The 18,889-nt window shown below is 72.4% G+C and carries 13 protein-coding genes and 4 pseudogenes; 8 read left to right on the top strand and 9 right to left on the bottom strand.

The annotated features are described in order from the left end of the window. The first annotated feature begins 21 nt into the window (after positions 1 to 21). Positions 22 to 1,038, top strand: a complete 1,017-nt coding sequence (locus ACXKR8_RS44945; RefSeq protein ID WP_458270299.1) for a LacI family DNA-binding transcriptional regulator — start codon at positions 22 to 24, stop codon at positions 1,036 to 1,038. 81 nt (positions 1,039 to 1,119) lie between these two features. On the opposite strand, the gene ACXKR8_RS44940 is transcribed toward ACXKR8_RS44945, so the two are convergent. Next, positions 1,120 to 2,358, bottom strand: a complete 1,239-nt coding sequence (locus ACXKR8_RS44940) for a S53 family peptidase (protein ID WP_458270298.1) — start codon at positions 2,356 to 2,358, stop codon at positions 1,120 to 1,122. A 426-nt stretch (positions 2,359 to 2,784) separates the two neighbouring features. Here ACXKR8_RS44940 and ACXKR8_RS44935 point away from each other — a divergent pair, with 426 nt between their 5' ends. Continuing rightward, positions 2,785 to 3,012: a hypothetical protein gene (locus tag ACXKR8_RS44935; RefSeq protein ID WP_458270297.1), complete on the top strand. Its 228-nt coding sequence runs from the start codon at positions 2,785 to 2,787 to the stop codon at positions 3,010 to 3,012. A gap of 40 nt (positions 3,013 to 3,052) precedes the next feature. On the opposite strand, the gene ACXKR8_RS44930 is transcribed toward ACXKR8_RS44935, so the two are convergent. Next, positions 3,053 to 3,826 (bottom strand): GntR family transcriptional regulator, encoded by a 774-nt coding sequence (locus tag ACXKR8_RS44930; RefSeq protein WP_458270296.1) that lies wholly within the window; start codon positions 3,824 to 3,826, stop codon positions 3,053 to 3,055. Positions 3,827 to 4,209: 383 nt separating this feature from the next. Between ACXKR8_RS44930 and ACXKR8_RS44925 the strand changes: the two are divergent. Both ACXKR8_RS44925 and ACXKR8_RS44920 read left to right on the top strand, forming a co-directional pair. Next, positions 4,210 to 6,940 (top strand): annotated as a pseudogene (locus tag ACXKR8_RS44925) (alpha/beta fold hydrolase). Then, positions 6,937 to 7,805, top strand: a pseudogene (locus ACXKR8_RS44920) (ABC transporter permease). Before ACXKR8_RS44925 ends, ACXKR8_RS44920 begins: the two co-directional pseudogenes overlap by 4 nt. An 18-nt stretch (positions 7,806 to 7,823) precedes the next feature. Here the strand turns inward: ACXKR8_RS44920 and ACXKR8_RS44915 are convergent. After that, positions 7,824 to 8,327 carry a MarR family winged helix-turn-helix transcriptional regulator gene (locus tag ACXKR8_RS44915; protein WP_458270293.1) on the bottom strand — a complete coding sequence of 168 codons (504 nt, stop codon included), beginning with the start codon at positions 8,325 to 8,327 and terminating at the stop codon, positions 7,824 to 7,826. An 83-nt stretch (positions 8,328 to 8,410) separates the two neighbouring features. Here ACXKR8_RS44915 and ACXKR8_RS44910 point away from each other — a divergent pair, with 83 nt between their 5' ends. Beyond that, a complete protein-coding gene (locus ACXKR8_RS44910) occupies positions 8,411 to 8,965 on the top strand; it encodes a YceI family protein (RefSeq protein ID WP_458270292.1) in 555 nt (184 codons plus the stop codon). Between the two features lie 197 nt (positions 8,966 to 9,162). Here the strand turns inward: ACXKR8_RS44910 and ACXKR8_RS44905 are convergent, their stop codons facing one another. The 4 genes and pseudogenes from ACXKR8_RS44905 to ACXKR8_RS44890 all read right to left on the bottom strand — a co-directional run bounded on the left by ACXKR8_RS44905 (position 9,163) and on the right by ACXKR8_RS44890 (position 12,664). Further along, positions 9,163 to 9,450 (bottom strand): N,N-dimethylformamidase beta subunit family domain-containing protein, encoded by a 288-nt coding sequence (locus ACXKR8_RS44905; RefSeq protein WP_462100729.1) that lies wholly within the window; start codon positions 9,448 to 9,450, stop codon positions 9,163 to 9,165. Positions 9,451 to 9,548: 98 nt separating this feature from the next. Further along, a pseudogene (locus ACXKR8_RS44900) lies at positions 9,549 to 10,568 on the bottom strand (N,N-dimethylformamidase beta subunit family domain-containing protein); the annotation flags it as partial. A 179-nt stretch (positions 10,569 to 10,747) separates the two neighbouring features. Further along, positions 10,748 to 11,770 carry a glutamine synthetase gene (gene glnII, locus ACXKR8_RS44895; RefSeq protein ID WP_458270290.1) on the bottom strand — a complete coding sequence of 341 codons (1,023 nt, stop codon included), beginning with the start codon at positions 11,768 to 11,770 and terminating at the stop codon, positions 10,748 to 10,750. Between the two features lie 231 nt (positions 11,771 to 12,001). After that, positions 12,002 to 12,664: a YigZ family protein gene (locus ACXKR8_RS44890; protein ID WP_458270289.1), complete on the bottom strand. Its 663-nt coding sequence runs from the start codon at positions 12,662 to 12,664 to the stop codon at positions 12,002 to 12,004. 62 nt (positions 12,665 to 12,726) lie between these two features. Here ACXKR8_RS44890 and ACXKR8_RS44885 point away from each other — a divergent pair, with 62 nt between their 5' ends. Together ACXKR8_RS44885 and ACXKR8_RS44880 are read left to right on the top strand one after the other, a co-directional pair. Then, on the top strand, positions 12,727 to 13,086 hold the full coding sequence (locus ACXKR8_RS44885) for a nuclear transport factor 2 family protein (RefSeq protein WP_458270288.1): 360 nt from the start codon (positions 12,727 to 12,729) through the stop codon (positions 13,084 to 13,086). An 87-nt stretch (positions 13,087 to 13,173) separates the two neighbouring features. Beyond that, entirely contained in the window at positions 13,174 to 14,520 is a 1,347-nt protein-coding gene (locus tag ACXKR8_RS44880) for an NAD(P)/FAD-dependent oxidoreductase (RefSeq protein ID WP_458270287.1), read from the top strand. A 19-nt stretch (positions 14,521 to 14,539) separates the two neighbouring features. Here the strand turns inward: ACXKR8_RS44880 and ACXKR8_RS44875 are convergent. Both ACXKR8_RS44875 and ACXKR8_RS44870 read right to left on the bottom strand, forming a co-directional pair. Continuing rightward, positions 14,540 to 15,945, bottom strand: a pseudogene (locus ACXKR8_RS44875) (IMP dehydrogenase). A gap of 212 nt (positions 15,946 to 16,157) precedes the next feature. Beyond that, the gene (locus ACXKR8_RS44870) at positions 16,158 to 17,489 is read right to left on the bottom strand and encodes a DUF6986 family protein (RefSeq protein WP_458270285.1); all 1,332 of its coding nucleotides are present in this window, start codon (positions 17,487 to 17,489) and stop codon (positions 16,158 to 16,160) included. A 154-nt stretch (positions 17,490 to 17,643) separates the two neighbouring features. Here ACXKR8_RS44870 and ACXKR8_RS44865 point away from each other — a divergent pair, with 154 nt between their 5' ends. Continuing rightward, entirely contained in the window at positions 17,644 to 18,780 is a 1,137-nt protein-coding gene (locus ACXKR8_RS44865) for a cation diffusion facilitator family transporter (RefSeq protein ID WP_458270284.1), read from the top strand. Positions 18,781 to 18,889: the final 109 nt, after the last annotated feature.

Raw genomic sequence — 18,889 nt, 5'->3', positions numbered from 1 at the left:
GCAGCAAGTGATGGAGGTGCGGTGGTAGCCAGGTTGGTCGATGTGGCGCGGCTGGCCGGAGTCTCGCCCAGTACGGTCTCCTATGTTCTGAGCGGCAATCGGCCCATCTCGGAGGAGACCCGGCGCCGGGTCGAGGAGAGCATCGCGGAGCTGGGCTTCCGCCCCCACGCCGGGGCGCGCTCGATCCGCAGGCAGGCGACCAATGTGATCGCCATGGTGCTGCCGATGCTCTCGGACGGGCAGAGCAGGGTGCAGATGCAGTTCGTGTTCGCGGTGGTGCACGCGGCCCGGGCCAAGGGGATGAACCTGCTGCTGCTCACCGCCGAGGACGGGGTCGCCGAGATCAACAACGTGGTCGGCAGCGCCATGGTCGACGGAGTCATCGTGATGGAGGTGCAGCTGCACGACCCGAGGGTGCCGCTGCTCGCCTCGATCGGCCGTCCGGCCGTGCTGATCGGCACCCCGGAGGACCCGGGCGACCTGGTGCACGTGGACTTCGACTTCGCCGCGGCGGGGGCGATGTGCGTGCAGCACCTGCACGATCTGGGGCACCGGCACATCGGCTTCCTCGGCCAGTCCGCGGACACCTACGCCCGCGAGGCCGGCTACGCCCTGCGGGCCCGGGCCGGCGCGCTGGACACCATGGCGGAGCTGGGGCTGCCGCCGGTCTGGAGCCCGGCCGAGGCCAGTCCCGCCGGGGTGGCCGAGGCGGTCGAGGACCTCTTCGGGCAGGATCCGGAACTGTCGGCGCTGGTGGTCTACAACGAGCAGGCGCTGCCGCTGGTCCTGGACCGGCTGGCCCAGCTGGACCGCCGGGTGCCGGGGGACATGTCCCTGGTCGCGATCTGCCCGGACGACCAGGCCGAACGCCTGGTCCCCGCGGTCTCCGACGTGGCGCTGCCGGCCGCCGAGCTCGGCCGGCTCGCCTTCGAGCGGCTGGCCGGGCTGATCGCGGGCGAGACCCCGCCCAGCACCACCCTGCTGGAACCCCAGCTGAACCGGCGCGGCAGCGGCGGACCGCCCCCGCCGCGGCGATAGCGCCGCCGGCCAGGGGACACGGGCAGGGCCCCGACCGCTGTGGGGAGCGGTCGGGGCCCTGCCTGCTGGTGTGACGGTGTGTCAGCCGGTGAAGGCGGCAAGCCCGTTCGGGGTGCCCAGGCCGGTCGGACCGTCGTAGCCGGCCTGCGCCTTGCACAGGTAGGCCGGGGAGCAGGTGGTGGTCTGACCGGTCGTCACGTCGAACAGCGAGCCGGTGTGGGCGTAGAGGTCGGCCGCCGGGTAGCTGGCGGACGGGGCGCCCGCGTCGGCGAAGACCGCGGCGATCAGCGGCGAGGCGACGCTGGTCCCGCCGTACACCACCCAGCCGGAGGCGCCGTAGGTCTCGTAGACCGCGACACCGGTGGCCGGGTCGGCGACCGCGGAGACGTCGGCGACGGTCCGCTTGGCGCAGCCGGTGTCCTTCTGCCAGGTGGGCTTGGCGTCGTACTTGGAGCAGCCGGAGCCGGCCCCCTCGGTGCTGCTGGTGGACCACACGCTCTCGGTCCAGCCGCGGGAGTTGGACGCCGTCTTCAGCGAGGTGCCGCCGACCGCGGTGACGTACTTGGACGCCGCCGGGTATTCCACGCCGTAGCCGGAGTCACCGGAGCTGGCGGTGATGGCCACCCCGGGGTGGTTGAAGTAGCTGCTGTCGTAGGAGGTGTCGGAGCTGGACTCGGAGCCGCCGTAGCTGTTGGAGACGAACTTGGCGCCGAGGGCGACCGCCTCGTTGACCGCGGTGCCGAGGTTCGCCGTGGTGGCGCTCTTGGCCTCGACCAGGATGATGTGGGCGTTGGGGGCGATCGCCGAGACCATGTCCAGGTCCAGGGATATCTCCCCGGCCCAGCCGGTGTTGTTGGCGGGCAGCGAGGTGGTGCTGCCGGTCTGGCTGACCTGCTTGAAGCAGCCGCTGGCCACGGTGCAGGCGGGCAGGCCGAACTGGGAGCGGTAGACCGCCATGTCGGCGGCGGCGGCCGGGTCGTTGTAGGCGTCGACGATGGCGACGGTCTGGCCGGCCCCGCCGTTCGCCGGGAGCTTGTAGGCGCTGAGCAGGCTGGACGGCCCGAAGCCCGAGGGGGTGGCGTCGGGGGTCACGCCGAGGGCGCGGATGTGCTCGGTGGTACTGGTGACCCGCAGGGCGTTGCAGGCCATCTGGCCGGCGCCGTGGACCACCGCGCAGGAGCGGACCCAGGTGGCGCCGCCGTGCGTGGCGGCGGCGTCGGCGGGGGCCGCCGCCATCAGCCCGGAGGCGGCCAGGGCCGCGGCGCCGAGCAGGGGAAGGGCGAGGCGGCGCGGGCCGCGGTGGTTCGTGGTGGTACGCAACGTACTGCCTCCAGAAATGGGGGTGAGCCGGGGGCCTGACTGTCCGTACGCCCGTTCAGGGTTGGGTGGGGGACCCTGCTGGGGGGTGTGCTGCTGCCTCCCCGGTCCGGGGTGGCAGCTGACGAGTAGGCTAGTGAGCTGTCAGTGTCCCGACAAAACCTTGAATGTAAAATCCAGCGGCACGGTCGGCGGGACCGCCCGCGACGCGATGCGCCCGGTGCGAACAAAGCAAAACGGACTGACTTCTGCCGCTTTGGTGAAGACCTTGAAATGATCCTTTGCACAGTTTCTGAGCAAACCGTGCACATGCCAATCGCATATGCGTAAGGTTGCCCGTGGTAGACGCCAATTGCCGGGGAGAATGTCATGGGCCGTCACGCACCAGACCCGTTGCCCAGTCCGACCACCACCCGCACTCACCTGCGTGTGCTGTCGAATCTCCTCGCCCGTCACGCCGCCGACCTGCCGGACGCCACGCTGAGCGACAGCTCGCGCCAGGACGCCATCCGGCTGCTCGCCTGGGCCACCTCGGCCGCGGCGCTCGCCGCAGCGGCGCTGACCGAGAACGATCCGGCCCAGGCGATCCGCTATCGCAGACAGGTGCGCGACACCCTGGCCGAGGCCCATGCCCTGGCCTGGTATCCCGGCGCCTGAAGGCTACTCCGTCCGGCCCGGGGCGGTCAGCCCGAATCGGTCAGCCCGAGGTGTCGTCGAATCGCAGCCGGGACGTGATCCGATAGCGGTCGCCCCGGTAGACGGCGTGGGCGAACTCCACGATCCGGCCCCGGGTGTCCCGGGTGGTCCGCTCGACCTGGAGGATCGGCGCGTACACCGGGACGTCCAGCAGTTCCGCCTGCTCGGGATTGGTGACGGCGGGCTCCAGGGTCTGCACCGCGTCCGACACCACCACCTGGAAGCGCTCGCGCAGCAGCCGGTAGAAGTTGCCCTGCTCCATGTCCTCGGGGCGCAGCCCGGGCACCAGGTCGGCCGGGAGCTCCAACTGCTCGATGGACATCGGCGCGCCGTCGACGTCGCGGACCCGGGTGATCCGCAGCACCGGCTCCTCCGGGCCGAGGCCCAGCCGGGCCGCGCGGCCGGGCCCGGCCGGGGCGGTGCTGAAGCGGACCACGCGGCTGGTCCAGTCGCCCTCGGCGGGCGGCACCGCCAGGCCGCCGGCCGGGCCGCCGGACAGCTCCTGGGTGACCTTGGGCGGGCTGGTGAAGGTGCCCTTGCCGTGCCGGCGGACCAGCAGCCCGCTGCGGGCCAGCTCCTCCACCGCGGCCCGGACGGTGGGACGGGACACCCCGAGCTGCGCCGCCAGATCGCGCTCCGGCGCGAGGCTCGTCCCCGGCCCGGAGCGCTCGATGACATCCAGCAGATGCCGGCGCACCTGGTCCCGCTTGACGGTGGGCGGCTTGCGGGCGGACGGCACACGGCCGCCGCCGGCGTCCCGATCGGTACTGGTCACGCCCCTATCGTCGCAACGATCGGGGGGATCCGCGCACCGCTTGCCGGGAAGGGTGGGTCTTGACACCCGTCGAGCCGCCGGGTCACCTTGGAGTGCTGCCTCCCGGGATGATCAGCTGACCGACCATCAGGAACCGGGCCTCACGCTCCGGCGGAGGCAGCCTTCACGTGCGGCCCCCGCGCTTCCTGGCGCGCGGGGGCCGCACGTCGGCCCAGGTAGGCCGTTACCAGGCGCGGCAGGGGCCGGAGTTGGCCCGGCGCGGCGCAGGTGTGATCTGATTCAAACGATCTCCGGCAGCGCACGGGCACCGATGCCCCCGCGAGATCGTTCACTCTGCATTGGCTCCCCCTTTACCCCCTAAGGATCCCGCATGGGTTTTTCGACTGCCGCGCCCGCGGCGAGCACTTCTCGCGGGCGCAGCCGCCGCAGCCCTGCTGGTGGGGGCCGGCAGCTGGACCGCGGCCGCCGCGCACGGTTCGGCCGCCGTGCAGGAGCAGGACCAGGTGCTGCAGTTCCCGGAATCCCCCGGCAGCAAGGCCACCGTGGGCATCGACACCTCCTACTTCACCTCCGGCAGCCCCGGCGTCCGGCGGCCCGCCGTGCTGCTGGCGCACGGCTTCGGCGGCAGCAAGGCCGGGATGAAGGCCGAGGCGGAGACCCTGTCCAGGACGGCTACGCGGTGATGACCTGGTCCGCGCGGGGCTTCGGCGCCTCCGGCGGCGACATCGGGTTGAACGACCCCACCCGTGAGGTCGCCGACGTCAGCGGGCTGATCGACTGGCTGGCCAAGCAGCCGGACGTGCAGCTGGACGCGCCGGGCGACCCCCGGGTGGGCGTGGCCGGGGCCTCCTACGGCGGCGCGATCTCGCTGCTGGCCGCCGGATACGACAAGCGGGTGGACGCGATCGCCCCCGAGATCAGCTACTGGAACCTCTCCGACGCACTGTTCCCCGACGGTGTGTTCAAGAAGCTGTGGGCCGGGATCTTCTTCACCACCGGCTCGGCCGGCAGCGTCGGCAGCGGCACGCCGTCCACCACCGGCGCCGCCACCGGCCAGACCGCAGCCAAGTCCGGCGCGCAGGCCTGCGGACGCTTCTCCCCCGAGCTGTGCGCGATGTACCAGCGGGTCGCCGTCGCCGGAAAGCCGGACGCCGCGGCGGAGCAGCTGCTGGCGGCACGCAGCCCCTCGGCGGTGGCGAGCAGCATCAAGGTGCCGACGCTGCTGCTGCAGGGCCAGACCGACTCGCTGTTCCCGCTGGACCAGGCCGACCAGGCGGCCGCGGCGATCAAGGCCAATGGCGCGCCGGTCTCGGTGGACTGGATCGCCGGCGGCCACGACGGCGGCAACCAGGAGTCGGCCCGGGTCCAGCAGCGCACCGAGGACTGGTTCGCCCGCTACCTCAAGAACGACAAGGGCGTGGACACCGGCCCGGCGTTCCGGGTCAGCCGCAGCGGCGGGGTGAACAGCACCACCGCGACGGTGGCCCTGAACGGCGCCAGTGCCGGCAGCTACCCCGGCCTGGCGGGCACCCCGCGCACGGTCCAGCTGGCCGGACCGCCGCAGACCTTCCGCAACCCGGCCGGGGCCGCGCCGCCCGCGGTGTCGGCAGTGCCGGGCCTGGGGTCGCTCGGCGCCCTGTCAAGCCTCGGCCTCGGCGTCTCCCTGGACTTCCCGGGGCAGTCCGCCCAGTTCGTCTCCCAGCCGCTGAAGACCGCGCTGCGGATCACCGGTTCGCCGACGGTGCGGATCCACGTCCAGGCCGACACCGACGACGCGGTGCTGTTCGCCAAGCTCTACGACGTCGCCCCTGGCAGCGACGCGGGCGGCGGCGGCAGGTGCTGCCCTCGCAGCTGGTGACCCCGCTGCGGGTGACCGGAGCCAAGGCCGGGGCGGACGTGCTGGTGCAGCTGCCGGCCGTCGACCACCAGGTCCCGGCCGGGCACCGGCTGCGGCTGGTGCTTTCCTCCACCGACCTGGCCTACGCCTCGCCGGTGCAGCCCGCCTCCTACACGGTCGGGCTGGTCGGCACCGGGCTGAGCGTCCCGACCGACCCGGCCCTGCGCACCGCCGTGGCGCCGCTGCCGTGGTGGGTCTGGGGCCTGCCGCTGCTGGGCCTGCTGGCCGCGGTCGTACTGCTGCTGACCGGTCGTCGGCGCCGCGGCGCCCGCCCGTCCGGCCAAACCCCGGGCGATGCCGGGGTCCCGCTCCAGATCACCGGGCTGACCAAGCGCTACGCCCGCTCGGCGGACCGCTACGCGGTGCGCGACCTGTCGTTCACGGTCGAGCGCGGCCAGGTGCTGGGGCTGCTCGGGCCGAACGGGGCCGGCAAGACCACCACGCTGCGGATGCTGATGGGCCTGATCCGCCCGGACGGCGGCGAGATCCGGGTGTTCGGGCAGGTGGTCGGCGCCGGTGCGCCGGTGCTGTCCCGGGTCGGCTCCTTCGTCGAGGGCCCCGGCTTCCTGCCGCACCTCTCCGGCCGGGCCAACCTCGACCTCTACTGGCGCGCCACCGGCCGTCCCGAGGAGGACGCGCACCTGGCGGAGGCGCTGGCCATCGCCGGGCTCGGCGACGCGGTCGAACGCGCGGTGCGCACCTACTCGCAGGGCATGCGGCAGCGGCTGGCCATCGCCCAGGCCATGCTGGGCCTGCCGGACCTGCTGATCCTGGACGAGCCGCTGAACGGCCTGGACCCGCCGCAGATCCGGGAGATGCGCGACGTCATCGTCCGCTACGCGGCGGCCGGACGGACCGTCATCGTGTCCAGCCACCTGCTGGCCGAGGTCGAGCAGACCTGCACCCACCTGGTGGTGATGGACCACGGGCAGCTGGCCCAGGCCGGTCCGGTGGCCGAGATCATCGGTTCCGGGAACAGCCTGCTGGTCGGCACGCCGCTGCCGCTGCCGAACGGCGTCCTGGACAAGATCGCGGCACTGCCCGGCATCGCCGCCGCCGAACCGGCCGAAGGCGGGCTGCTGGTCCGCCTGGACGGCGCGACCGCGGCCGCGCTGATGGTCGAGCTGGTCCGCCTGGAAGTCCCGGTGCACAGCCTGGGACCGCACCGCCGCCTCGAGGACGCGTTCCTCACCCTGATCGGAGGGGCTGCCCGATGAGCAGCAGCACGCTGACCGAACCCACCGGCACCGCCCACGGCTACACCGCCCGGCGCACCCTGCCGCTGCGGGTGGAGGCCGTGCGGCAGCTGCGCCGACGGCGGACCATGGCGATGGGCGCCCTGGTGGTGCTGCTGCCGCTGATCATTCTGATCGCCTTCGAGGTGGGCGGGAAGCCGGGCGGGCAGGACAACCAGTCCGGCTTCCTGACCGTGGCCACCGCCTCCGGGCCGAACTTCGCGGCGAGCTGCCTGTTCCTCTCCTCCGGCTTCTTCCTGGTGGTGCCGGTGGCGCTGTTCTTCGGCGACACGGTGGCCTCGGAGGCCGGCTGGTCCTCGCTGCGCTATCTGCTCGCGGCCCCGGTGCCGCGGACCCGGCTGCTGGTCAGCAAGCTGCTGGTGGCGATGGCGTTCAGCGTGGTGGCCACGCTGCTGGTACCGCTGGTGGCGCTGGCGGCCGGGACCGCCGCCTACGGCTGGGGCCCGTTGGAGCTGCCGGCCGGCGGCGCGCTGCCGGTCGGCTCCTCGGTGGCCCGGCTGGCGATCGCGGTGGCCTATGTGATGGTCGGTCAACTGGTGACGGCCGCACTGGCGTTCTGGCTGTCGACGGTGACCGACGCCCCACTGGGCGCGGTCGGCGGGCACTCGGGCTGACCATCCTGAGCAGCATCCTGGGGCAGATCTCCGCCCTGGGCGGCATCCGCGACTTCCTGCCCACCTACTGGTCGTACTCCTGGGTGGACGTGCTGCAGACCCAGCCGCAGTGGGACGGCATGATCAAGGGGGCCTCGGTGGCGGTGAGCTACGCCCTGGTGCTGTTCGCCCTGGCCTTCCGGCACTTCCGGGGCAAGGACGTCGTCTCCTGAGCGAGCAGTTCCAACAGCTCAGGAGTCGCAGGGGTCGGCGGCCGGTTCCAGCCGTCCGAGGATGCTCTCGGACACCGCGGCCAGCGCGGCCACCTGCTCCGGGCTGAGCACGTCGAAGACCAGATTGCGCACGGACTCCACATGGCGGGGCGCGGCGGCCTCGATCGCGGCCTGCCCCTCCGGGGTGATCACGATGAACGCGCCGCGCCCGTCGACGGAGCACTCCTCGCGGGCTATCAGGCCGCGCTTGGCCATCCGGGCCAGATGGTGCGACATCCGGCTCTTCTCCCAGTTCAGCTCGCGGGCCAGCTCCAGGATCCGGCGGCGGCCCCCGTCCAGGTCGGTGAGGTGCACCAGCACGTCGTAGTCCGCCAGCGAGAGGTCGGAGTCGGCCTGCAGGTCGCGGCCGAGCCGGGCCGTCAGCAGGGCCTGCATCCTGAGGAAGGTGCGCCAGGCGTGCTGTTCGGTCTCATTGAGCCAGCGGGTGGCCCGGGCTTCGTCCTGGGTCTCGATGTCGTTCATGGAAACACCTTACATGTCTTGGTTGACACATCATCCATCTTTGCTAGGCTCAAGGTGACACGTCAACCACTGAGGAGTCCACCATGGCCGCCACCCTCTCTCCCGACCTCTCCGGCACCTACACCATCGACCCCGCGCACAGTCGCATCGGCTTCGTCGCCCGCCACGCGATGGTCACCAAGGTCCGCGGCTCCTTCAACGAGTTCACCGGCGCGGTCGTGGTCGACGCCGAGAAGCCGGAGCAGTCCTCGGTCAACCTGGTCATCAAGGTCGACAGCATCGACACCCGCAACGCCGACCGCGACGGGCACCTGCGCAGCAACGACTTCCTCGACCTGGCCACGTATCCGGAGATCGTCTTCGCCTCCACCGGGGTCGAGCTGACCGACGACACCAGCCTCAAGGTCACCGGCAACCTGACCGTCAGGGGCGTCACCCAGGCGATCACCATCGACTTCGACTACGAGGGCGCCGCCACCGACCCCTTCGGCAACCACCGGCTCGGCTTCGAGGGCACCCACGCCATCAGCCGCAAGGACTACGGCATCGTCTGGAACGCTCCGCTGGAGACCGGCGGCGTGCTGGTCAGCGACAAGATCACGCTGGAGTTCGAGGTCTCGCTGGTGAAGAACGCCTGACCTGGTCCAGCTGATGCCGCCACCCGGTCCGACTGCTCAGCCGTAGACCGCCGCGACATTGTCCCGAGGGGTCGGCCTGCTCCGTGCGGCCGGCCCCTCGGCGAACGCCGTGAGCAGGTTGGACGTGGTCCGGGTGACCATCGCCCCGGTCCTGGCGTTCATCCCGTGCGCGCCCCAGTCGTCGTGGGTCCCGGCCATCAGCCCTCGACCCAGCGCATCGTCCCCGAGGCGAAGACCCCGGCCCCGCCGGGGACGGTGTAGTAGGCCGAGTCCGAGTGGCTGTGGACGCCGTTGCAGACCAGCGGCGAGTGGGCCAGGATCTCGATCGGCCGCGGGGTCGGCGCGGACGGGGTGACCCGGTCGTACTCGACGCCGACCAGGTGCGCGAAGGTGTCGCCGGTGCGCACCCCGGTCCCGGCGAACAGCCAGTGGTCCGCCATGTGGACGGTGTAGGGGGCGTCGACCGGGTTGTTCTCGTAGAACACGCCGGTGAGCGAGGACTCCGGATCGGCACCCGGGCCACCCTGAAGTCGGTGGTGACCTCGGCGCGACGGGTGAAGTAGGCCGGGTCGTCCCGGTAGTCCGACTTGTAGCAGGCGATCTGCCGGTCCCCCGCCTGCCAGCGGATCCGCCGGAAGCAGGCGTTGGCGCCGAGGAAGGCGAGATTGGTGCCCGCGTCCCTGGCCCGGGTCACCGCGGCCCGCTGCCGCGGGGTCCAGTACTCGTCGTGGCCCAGCGACAGCACGGCGCGGGCACCGGTCAGGGCGCCGGGCTGCCGGTGCACCTCAAGACCGGTGGTGTAGGCGAGCGGTAGGCCCAGGCGCTCGGCCAGCACCACCAGGGCGCGCTCGTAGACCATGAACTTCTCGGCGCCGCTGTTGTCGTACGGGCGGTCGAAGGAGACCACCAGCGAGCGGCTGTCGTAACCGCCGCCCCGGCCCTGGTAGAGGTTGGCGCCGCCCCACAGGTTGTACGCCTGCCAGGTGGCGACGCCGTGCATCAGCACGGTCCGGCCCTGGGCGCTCGCGGTGCGCAGCACCATCGGCACATAGCGCTGGTGCCCGTGCGAGCCGTCCAGCCGCAGCAGGTAGGCGCCGGGCGGCCAGCCCTTGGTGTCCACGGCCAGCGAGGGGGCCCAGCCGGCGTGCGCGGTGCGGGTGGCGCCGGTCCAGAGGGCCGCGGCCTGCCGGCGTCCCGGCTGCGGCGCGGAACGCCACACCAGCCGGGCCTGCGCGCCGCCGTACCAGCCGACCCGGTAGGCGGAGACGGTGAAGTGGGGAGCGGTGGTGGAGACATGCAGGGCGAAGGGCTCGCCGGGGAGCACGCTGATCCGGTCGGTGTAGCCCTCGACCGCCTCCGGCGGGCCCTGCGACCTGATCCGCCAGTCGGCGTTGCCGGGGCGCCGCTGCTCGGCCCGGTCGGGATCGTCGGGCGGCTCCGCGGTCGCGCCGGCCGCGATCGGGTCCGCGGCGCCGGCCGAGGGGCCGCCCCCGGGGTGGTCCGCCGTCGAACCACCGCCCTCGTTGAGGACCAGGGCGCCGACCCCGGCCGCTCCAGCCGCGGCGACGGCCGCGGCCGTCCCCAGGAACCGGCGCCGTTCCATACATCCCCATCCCCGTCGTCCAGACCTCGTGCGACGGCCCGGCTGATCTTCGACCCTACCGTTCACCTGTATGAATCCTGAAAGCCCGCTGACAGGAGAACGGTAAGGAAGGGGTGCACAAACAGCGGCGCCCGCCGAAGGTCTCCGACGGGCGCCGCTGGTCGCGAAAGGGGGCGGGATCAGGCCTGGTCGGCCTTCTCCAGCGCGGTGCAGCAGGTGTTCACGAGCAGCCGGGTCACCACGTACGGGTCGACGTTCGCGTTGGGGCGACGGTCCTCGATGTAGCCCTTCTGCTCGACCTCGACCTGCCACGGGATGCGCACCGAGGCGCCGCGGTCGGAGACGCCGTAGCTGTAGACGTCCCACGGGGCGGTCTCGTGCAGACCGGTGAGGCGCTCCTGGATGCCGTGGCCGTACTGGCTGACGTGCTCCAGCACCTTCTCCTGGTCGGCGCCGAGGGACTCGCAGGCGGTGATGATGGCCGGGTAGCCCTCGCGCATCGCCTTGGTGGAGAAGTTGGTGTGGGCGCCGGCGCCGTTCCAGTCGCCCTTCACCGGCTTGGCGTCGATCGTCACCGCGACGTCGAACTCCTCGGCGGTGCGGTAGAGCAGCCAGCGGGCGACCCACAGGTGGTCCGAGGCGGTCAGCGCGTCGACCGGGCCGATCTGGAACTCCCACTGGCCGGGCATGACCTCGGCGTTGATGCCGCAGAAGGCCAGGCCGGCCACCAGGCAGCGCTCCATGTGCAGCTCGACGATGTCACGGCCGAAGACCTCGTCCGAACCGACACCGCAGTAGTAGCCGCCCTGGGCGGCGGGGTAGCCGTTGACCGGGAAGCCGAAGGGGCGGCCGTCCTTGAAGAAGTTGTACTCCTGCTCGATGCCGAAGATGGCCTCCTGCGAGGCGAACTGCTCGGCGATCGGACGCAGCAGCGCACGGGTGTTGGTCTCGTGGGCGCTGCCGTCGATGTTGAAGACCTCGCACAGGACCAGGACGTGGTCACCGCCGCGGATCGGGTCAGGACAGGAGAAGACTGGCTTGAGCACGCGGTCCGAGGCGTGGCCTTCGGCCTGGTTGGTGCTGGAGCCGTCGAATCCCCAGGTGGGAAGCTCGGCACCGTCGGCCAGGATCCGCGTCTTCGAACGAAGCTTGGCGGTCGGCTCGGTGCCGTCGATCCAGATGTACTCAGCCTTGAAAGTCACGGGCGGCATTCCTCGCGGTGGGGTGGGAACGATGCGGTCGCGCGGTGCGGTGCTCCGCGTCGCTGGGGAGGTCCGCTGTCCTGCTGCCCAGGAGAATCACAGTTCGCAATTTCCCAACTGTTGCCCATGTGTGAACAGCAGGTTAACCGCCCTGCTTAGTGCGACAGCTCACATGACCAGATCGTACGAACCCGCCCGAAACCCTCCCTTTGACGCTGTCATGGCAGGTCATCACCGGTGCCAGGGGACGTCCACCCGGTCGGTGCCGAGGTGCTCGACCTCGGCCGCGCCGGCGCTGGCGGCGGCCAGCCAGTCGGTGAACTCGGCCGCCTGCGGCTCGGGGACGCCCACCTCGAAGCGGACCCCCGTGGCGGTGTAGGCGACCGCCCTGACCACATGCCCGGCCAGCCGCAGATCGTTCTCCAGACGTCCGGCGCGGACGTGGTCGGTGCTGATCGCCAGCAGCGCGACCAGTCGCCGCTCCACCAGCTCGGCCCGGTCCAGCGCCGCCGACACCGCCCCGCCGTAGGCGCGGACCAGGCCGCCCGCGCCCAGCAGCACCCCGCCGAAGTAGCGGGTCACCACGGCCACCGTGTCGGTCAGCCCGCGCCGGCGCAGCAGCTCCAGCATCGGCGCGCCCGCCGTCCCGGCCGGTTCGCCGTCGTCGTTGGAGCGCTCACGGCGCGGCTGGTCGCCGATGACGTAGGCGGTGCAATGGTGCCGGGCGTCCCAGTACTCCTTGCGGACGGCGGCCACGAACGCCTGCGCCTGGGCCTCGTCCTCGACCCGCAGCAGCGAGCAGAGGAAGCGGGACCGCTTGACCTCGGTCTCGTGCACCAGCGGCTGCCCGTCGGGGGTGGACACCGTGAGGCAGGGCACCTGCTGCGCCGTCATACCGCTGGCTCCGTCCGGGTATCGCGTTGAGGGGCGGGACGGGTTGGGCTAGCGTCCGGGCCATGAACCTGGAACAGGCCGAGCGGTTCGCCGCCGAGTGGGCCGAGGCGTGGAACTCCCACGACCTCGAACGTATTCTCGCGCACTACACCGATGACGTGGTGTTCCGCTCGCCGAAGATCGTCGAGCTGCTGGGCGACCCCTCCGGCGAGGCCCGCGGCAAGGAGGCGCTGCGGGCCTACTGGTCGACCGGCCTGAAGCTGCTGCCCGACCTGCACTTCACGGTCGAGGAGGTACGGGCCGGCGTCGACGCCGTGGTCATCGCCTACCGCAACGAGCGCGGCCGTGGCGTCACCGAGGTGCTGACGTTCCGTGACGGGCTGGTGTGCGAGGGCTTCGGCGCGTACGGGGCCGCATGGTGACACACCGTCACACCCGGCCGCACCGGACGCCGGTGTCCGGGTGAACCCCTCGCCCCGGGGCTGCCGCCGCTACTACGCTCACCGGGCATGACGACAGGTGGGCGGGGCACTGCGGTGGTCGTCGGCGGGGGGCTGGCCGGCTGCCTCGCCGCGTGGGCGCTGGTCGGCCGGGCCGAGCGGATCCTGGTGCTGGAGCGCGACCGCTACCCGGGGCAGGCCGCCTACCGTCCCGGCACCCCGCAGAACCGACACGCGCACCTGCTGCTGGAGGGCGGCCGCCGGGCCCTGCGGGAACTGCTGCCCGGCCTGGACGACGACCTGCGGGCCCGCGGCGCGGTCCCGGTCCCGGTGCCCGGGGGGCTGCGCTGGCTCAGCTCCGGCGGCTGGATGCCGCGCTTCGCCACCGACCTGACCTTTGTCTCCTGCACCCGCCCGGTCCTGGACGACGCGGTGCTGCGGCGGGTCCGCGCGGAGCCCTCGGTGGCCTTCCTGGAGGGCACCGAGGCGGTCGGGCTGCTCGGCGACAGCACCACCGTGACCGGTGTGCTGGCCCGGGTCCGCGGCGCGGCCCCGGACGGGACCGGCGCCACCGCCGTGGTCGAGGAGCTGGCGGCCGACCTGGTCGTGGACGCCTCGGGCCGCTCCTCCCGGACCCCGCAGTGGCTGCGGGCACTAGGCTGCGCCAGGACCCCGGAGGACCGGGTGGACCCGGGCGTCCGCTACGCCTCCCGGCTGTTCCACCACGCGCCGGGGATCGACGCCTCGCTGTCCGCCCTCTACCTCCAGGCCCGGGCGCCGGACCATCCACGGCTCGGGGTGCTGCTGCCGGTGGAGGGCAACCGCTGGGTGGTCAGCCTCGCCGGGATGCGCGGCAGCGAGCCCGAACCGGGGGCGGCCGGCTTCGACGCCTTCCTCGGGCTGCTCCGCGACCCGGCCCTGCGCGAGGTGCTCTCCACCGCCTCCCCCGCGGGCGAGACCCATGGCTTCCGCCCCGGTGCGAGCGTCCGCCGCCACTACCAGCGCGCCGCGCCGGACGGCCTGGTCGTGCTCGGGGACGCCGCCTGCACCGTCAACCCGGTCCACGGCCAGGGCATCTCGGTCGCCGCGTTCGGGGCGCTGGCGCTCCGCGACGGCGTGCGGGCACACGGCCTCGGACCCGGCACCAGCCGGCTGGTGCAGACCGGGATCGCGGCGGCGGCCAAGGACGCCTGGACCATGTCCTCGGCCGAGGACGTCCGCTTCCCCACCACCACCGGCGGCCCGTCAGGGGCGGTGCTGCGGCTGCAGCACCGCTACCTGGACCGGGTGATCGCCCGCTCCAGCCGCGACCAGGCGGTGTGCACCCGGTTCAGCGAGGTGATGACGCTGGTGGCGCCCCCGGCCGCGCTGTTCCGCCCCGACGTCGCCTGGCCGGTGCTGCGCGACCACCGCTGAGCCGCCGCCGAGACTCCGCTCAGGCAACGGTGGTGGGGCCCTCCCGCAGGACCACGCTGGCGTGGCTCTCCTGGAAGCTCTGGTCCGAGACCAGGGTGAGCCGGGCCGTGGACTGGAACTCGGGCAGGGTGGCGGAGCCGCAGGAGACCATCGTGGTCTTCAGCTTGGCGACGGTGACGGCGAGGCCCTCGTCCAGGTCGCCGGCGTAGGGGACGTAGCCGTCCACGCCCTCCTCGAAGATCAGCCCCTGGCCGCCCTGGCCGTAGCGCTGCCAGTTGCGGGCCCGGTTGGAGCCCTCGCCCCAGTACTCCTTGACGAAGCCGTCGCGGGTGGGCAGCTTCGCGCCGGCCGCCTGGTCGAAGCGGGCGAAGTAACGGCCCATCATCACGAAGTCGGCGCCCATCGCCAGCGCCAGCGCCACGTGGTAGTCGTGCACCAGCCCGCCGTCGGAGCAGACCGGCACATAGGCGCCGGTGCGCTCGGCGAAGGCGTCACGGGCCGCGGCCACGTCCAGCACCGCGCTGGCCTGGCCGCGGCCGATGCCCTTCTGGTCCCGGGTGATGCAGATGGATCCGCCGCCCACGCCGACCTTGACGAAGTCGGCGCCCGCCTCGGCGAGGAAGGTGAAGGCCTCGCCGTCGACCACGTTGCCGCCGCCGATCGGGATCTCCGGGTAGTGCTTCTTCACCCAGCTCAACGCCTGGGCCTGCCAGTCGCTGTAGCCGTCGGAGGAGTCGAAGCACAGCACGTCCGCGCCCGCCGCCAGCAGCGCGGGACCCGCTCGCGGTAGTCGTGGGTGTTGACGCCGGCGCCCACCCGGAGCCGCTTGGCGGCGTCCACCAGCTGGTTCGGGAACCGCTTGTTGTCCGCGTAGTCGGAGCGGAACACCAGGTGCTGCAGCCGCCCCTCGGCGTCCAGCACCGGCAGGCAGTCGGCTCGCTTCTCCCACAGCTGCGCGTTGGCCGCGGAGAGCGTGGTGTCGGCCCCGGCGGTGGGCAGCTCGGCGACCGGGGTCATCCGACCGCTGACCGGCCCGTCCAGGTCGTGCCGCTGGGGGTGGAAGTCCCGTGAGGTGACCAGCCCGAGCAGCCGACCGGTGCCGGTGCCGTCGTCGGTGACGGCGGCGGTGCTGTGGCCGGTCCGGCGCATCACCTCGACCAGCTCGCCCAGGGTGTCGTCCGGGCGGATGTTGGTGTCGCTGGTGACAAAGCCGGCCTTGAAGTCCTTCACCTCGCGCACCGCCGCGACCTGGCCCTCGATCGACTGGTTGTGGTGCAGAAAGCTCAGGCCGCCGTTGCGGGCCAGGGCGATCGCGAGCTCGGGCGTGCTGACCGCCTGCATGATCGCGGAGGTGAACGGCGCCTGCAGCTCGATCGCGGACGGCTCACCCACCGGGTGCCGCACCAGCGGGGTGCGGAGATCCACCGTGGCGGGTGAGCAGTCGGTGCGGGTCCGGTTGGGCAGCAGCAGGAACTCGTTGAACGTGCGCGAGACCTCGGCGATGACCTGTGCCACTGTTCCTCCAGACCCGTCGGCCGGAGCCCGACTGTCCGGCCGTGACCTGGCACCCTATCGACTCCCCGGCCCGCTCCCTAATCCTGATCACTCGTCAGTGGCGGCCCGGTGATGACGGTCCGTCAGCGGCCGGCCAGGGCGTCCAGCTGCCGCCGGTCCAGGCCGGTGGCCTTCTCGACCTCGGCCGGGTCGACCGCGCCGCAGTCCAGGCCGCGCAGCAGGTAGCCGCTGAGCGCCTTGGCGGTGGCCGGCTCGTCCATCACGTCGCCGGTGGAGCGGGCGACATAGGCGCTGAGCCGGGCCGCGGCCTGGTCCAGGCCCTCCCGGTAGAAGGAGTAGACGGCGGCGTAGCGGGTCGGCAGGTGGCCCGGGTGCATGTCCCAGCCCTGGTAGTAGGCGCGTTCCAGCGAGCGGCGGACCAGCCGGTGGTGCAGTTGCCACGCCCCGCGCACCTGGGCGGCGTCGCCGGTGGGGATCACATTGGTGGAGCCGTCGGAGAGCCGGACCCCGGTCCCGGCGGCGGCGACCTGCATCACCGCCTTGGCGTGGTCCGCGGCCGGGTGCTCCATGCTCTGGTACGCCGCGCCGACCCCGCAGGAGGCGCTGTAGTCGAAGGTGCCGTAGTGCAGCGCGGTGGCCCGGCCCTCGGCGGCACCGATCATGCGGGCGACGGTGGCCCGGCCGTCCGCGCCGAGGATGGACTGGGTGGTCTCGATCTGGATCTCGAAGCCGATCCGCCCCTCGGGCAGGCCCGCCGCCCGCTCGAAGTCCTCGACCAGCCGCACCATCGCGGCGACCTGCTCGGTGTAGGTGACCTTGGGCAGGGTCAGCACCAGCCCGTCCGGAAGCCGGCCGCCGCCCGCGCCGCCGCCCGCCGCCAGCAGTTCGGTGAGGAACAGGTCCAGGGTGCGGATGCCGCGGTCGCGGACGGCGGCCTCCATGCACTTCATCCGGATCCCGAGGTACGGCGGCGCGGTGCCCTCGGCCACCGCCGCGGCCACCAGCCGGGCGGCGCGGACGGCGGCGGCGTCCTCCTCGGCGTCGGGGCGGACGCCGTAGCCGTCCTCGAAGTCGATCCGAAGGTCCTCGACCGGTTCGCGGCGGAGCTTGGCCCGGACCCGGTCGTACACCTCGGTCGCCAGCCGGTCCGCGGGGCGGCCGACGATGCCGGCCAGGGCGGCGGCGTCCGGGGCGTGCTGGTCGAGCAGGGCGGTGGCCCGGTCGCCCCAGTCGCGGACCAGCTCGGTCACCGAGACCGAGGCGAGGGCGTCGGCCGGGACGTAGACGGTGTGCACCGGCTGCCGGGTGCCGGGCTCGCCGGGGTAGCGGGCGGCGAGATCCGCGTCCACGGCGGCGAGGGCGGTGTCGACTCCGGCCCGTACCGTGCTGGACAGGGTGGTGCCGTAGCCCGCGCCCTCCAGCGAGTCGCCCACCGGGTCGTCGTGACGCGCCATCGCGTACCCCTCCAAGATTTCAACAGTTTGTTGACGCGACGGTATCCGGGCCGACCGGGGGCGTCAATGGGGGCTCGTCCGCCGGGCTCGTCCGCCGAAACCCGCCCCGGCGGCGCCGCGAGCCGCGCCATGGGGAACACATGAAGGATTCTTCATGTATTCGGGTAAGGTGGCGACCGACGATGTGCCGAGCGAGGAGGATCCGGTGGGCCCGACCCAGGGGCACGACCACGGCGAACACGACCACACCGGCCACAGCGACGGGCACGGCGACGGTGGCCACAGCGGCGGCGGGCACGGCGGGCACAGCCATGGCGTCTCGGCGAACGCCGACCAGCGCTACCTGCGGGCCGCGCTGGCGCTGATCGCCCTGTTCATGGTCGGCGAGGTGACCGTCGGCATCGCCGCCCGCTCACTGGCGCTGATCTCCGACGCCGGGCACATGCTGACCGACGCCGCCTCGCTCGCGCTGGCCCTGCTGGCGATCCGGCTGGCGGCCCGGCCGGCCAAGGGCGCGTTGACCTTCGGACTGAAGCGGGCCGAGATCCTCTCCGCCCAGGCGAACGGGATCACCCTGCTCGGACTGGGCGGGATCTTCACCTACGAGGCGATCCGGCGGCTGATCTCACCCCCCGACGTCGCCGGTGGGACGGTCCTGGCGACGGCGCTGGTCGGCATCGTGGTCAATGTCGCGGCCGCCTGGCTGATCTCCCGGGCGAACCGCAGCAGTCTCAATGTCGAGGGCGCCTACCAGCACATCCTCAACGACGCCTGGGCGTTCATCGCGACCGCGCTGTCCGGCCTGGTGGTCATGCTCACCGGCTTCGACCGCGCGGACGCGATCGCGACGCTGGTGGTGGCCGTGCTGATGTTCCACGCCGGCTACGGCCTGGTCCGGGAGTCGGGGCGGATCTTCCTGGAGGCGGCCCCGGCCGGCCTGGACCCGGACACCATCGGCGCCGAGCTGGCCGCCGAGGGCGGCGTGGTCGAGGTGCACGACCTGCATGTCTGGACCATCACCTCGGGCTACCCGGCGCTGTCCGCGCACATCCTGGTCCGCGACGAGATGGACTGCCACGCGGTACGCGGACGGCTGGAGACCTCGCTCCGCTCCCGGCACGGCATCGAGCACACCACCCTGCAGGTGGACCACGCCGTGCCCGAGCTCTACCAACTGGGCGGCAGCAGCGGCACCGGCTCCGGTGGCCCGCACTGCGTCGATCCGCACGGCAGCTCGCACCGGGGCGCTCCCACCCTGCAGAACAGCCCCGAAGACACAGGAAGCTCGTAAACAGACGGCGTTATCAACCTGTTACCTCTTTATATCGGTCATATCATCACAAAATAAGATCAGCTTCACACCTTCTCCCTGCACACTTGCGAGACGCTTAGCAGCGCAG

It is taken from the genome of Streptacidiphilus sp. PAMC 29251 (assembly GCF_054208735.2).
This window is presented reverse-complemented; position numbering and strand designations above follow the sequence as displayed.

Coding starts and splice junctions, on each gene's coding strand:
- ACXKR8_RS44915 (WP_458270293.1), bottom strand. CDS start 8,327: ATGAACGACATCGAGACCCAGGACGAAGCCCGGGCCACCCGCTGGCTC.
- ACXKR8_RS44910 (WP_458270292.1), top strand. CDS start 8,411: ATGGCCGCCACCCTCTCTCCCGACCTCTCCGGCACCTACACCATCGAC.
- ACXKR8_RS44890 (WP_458270289.1), bottom strand. CDS start 12,664: ATGACGGCGCAGCAGGTGCCCTGCCTCACGGTGTCCACCCCCGACGGG.
- ACXKR8_RS44885 (WP_458270288.1), top strand. CDS start 12,727: ATGAACCTGGAACAGGCCGAGCGGTTCGCCGCCGAGTGGGCCGAGGCG.
- ACXKR8_RS44880 (WP_458270287.1), top strand. CDS start 13,174: ATGACGACAGGTGGGCGGGGCACTGCGGTGGTCGTCGGCGGGGGGCTG.
- ACXKR8_RS44870 (WP_458270285.1), bottom strand. CDS start 17,489: ATGGCGCGTCACGACGACCCGGTGGGCGACTCGCTGGAGGGCGCGGGC.
- ACXKR8_RS44865 (WP_458270284.1), top strand. CDS start 17,644: ATGTATTCGGGTAAGGTGGCGACCGACGATGTGCCGAGCGAGGAGGAT.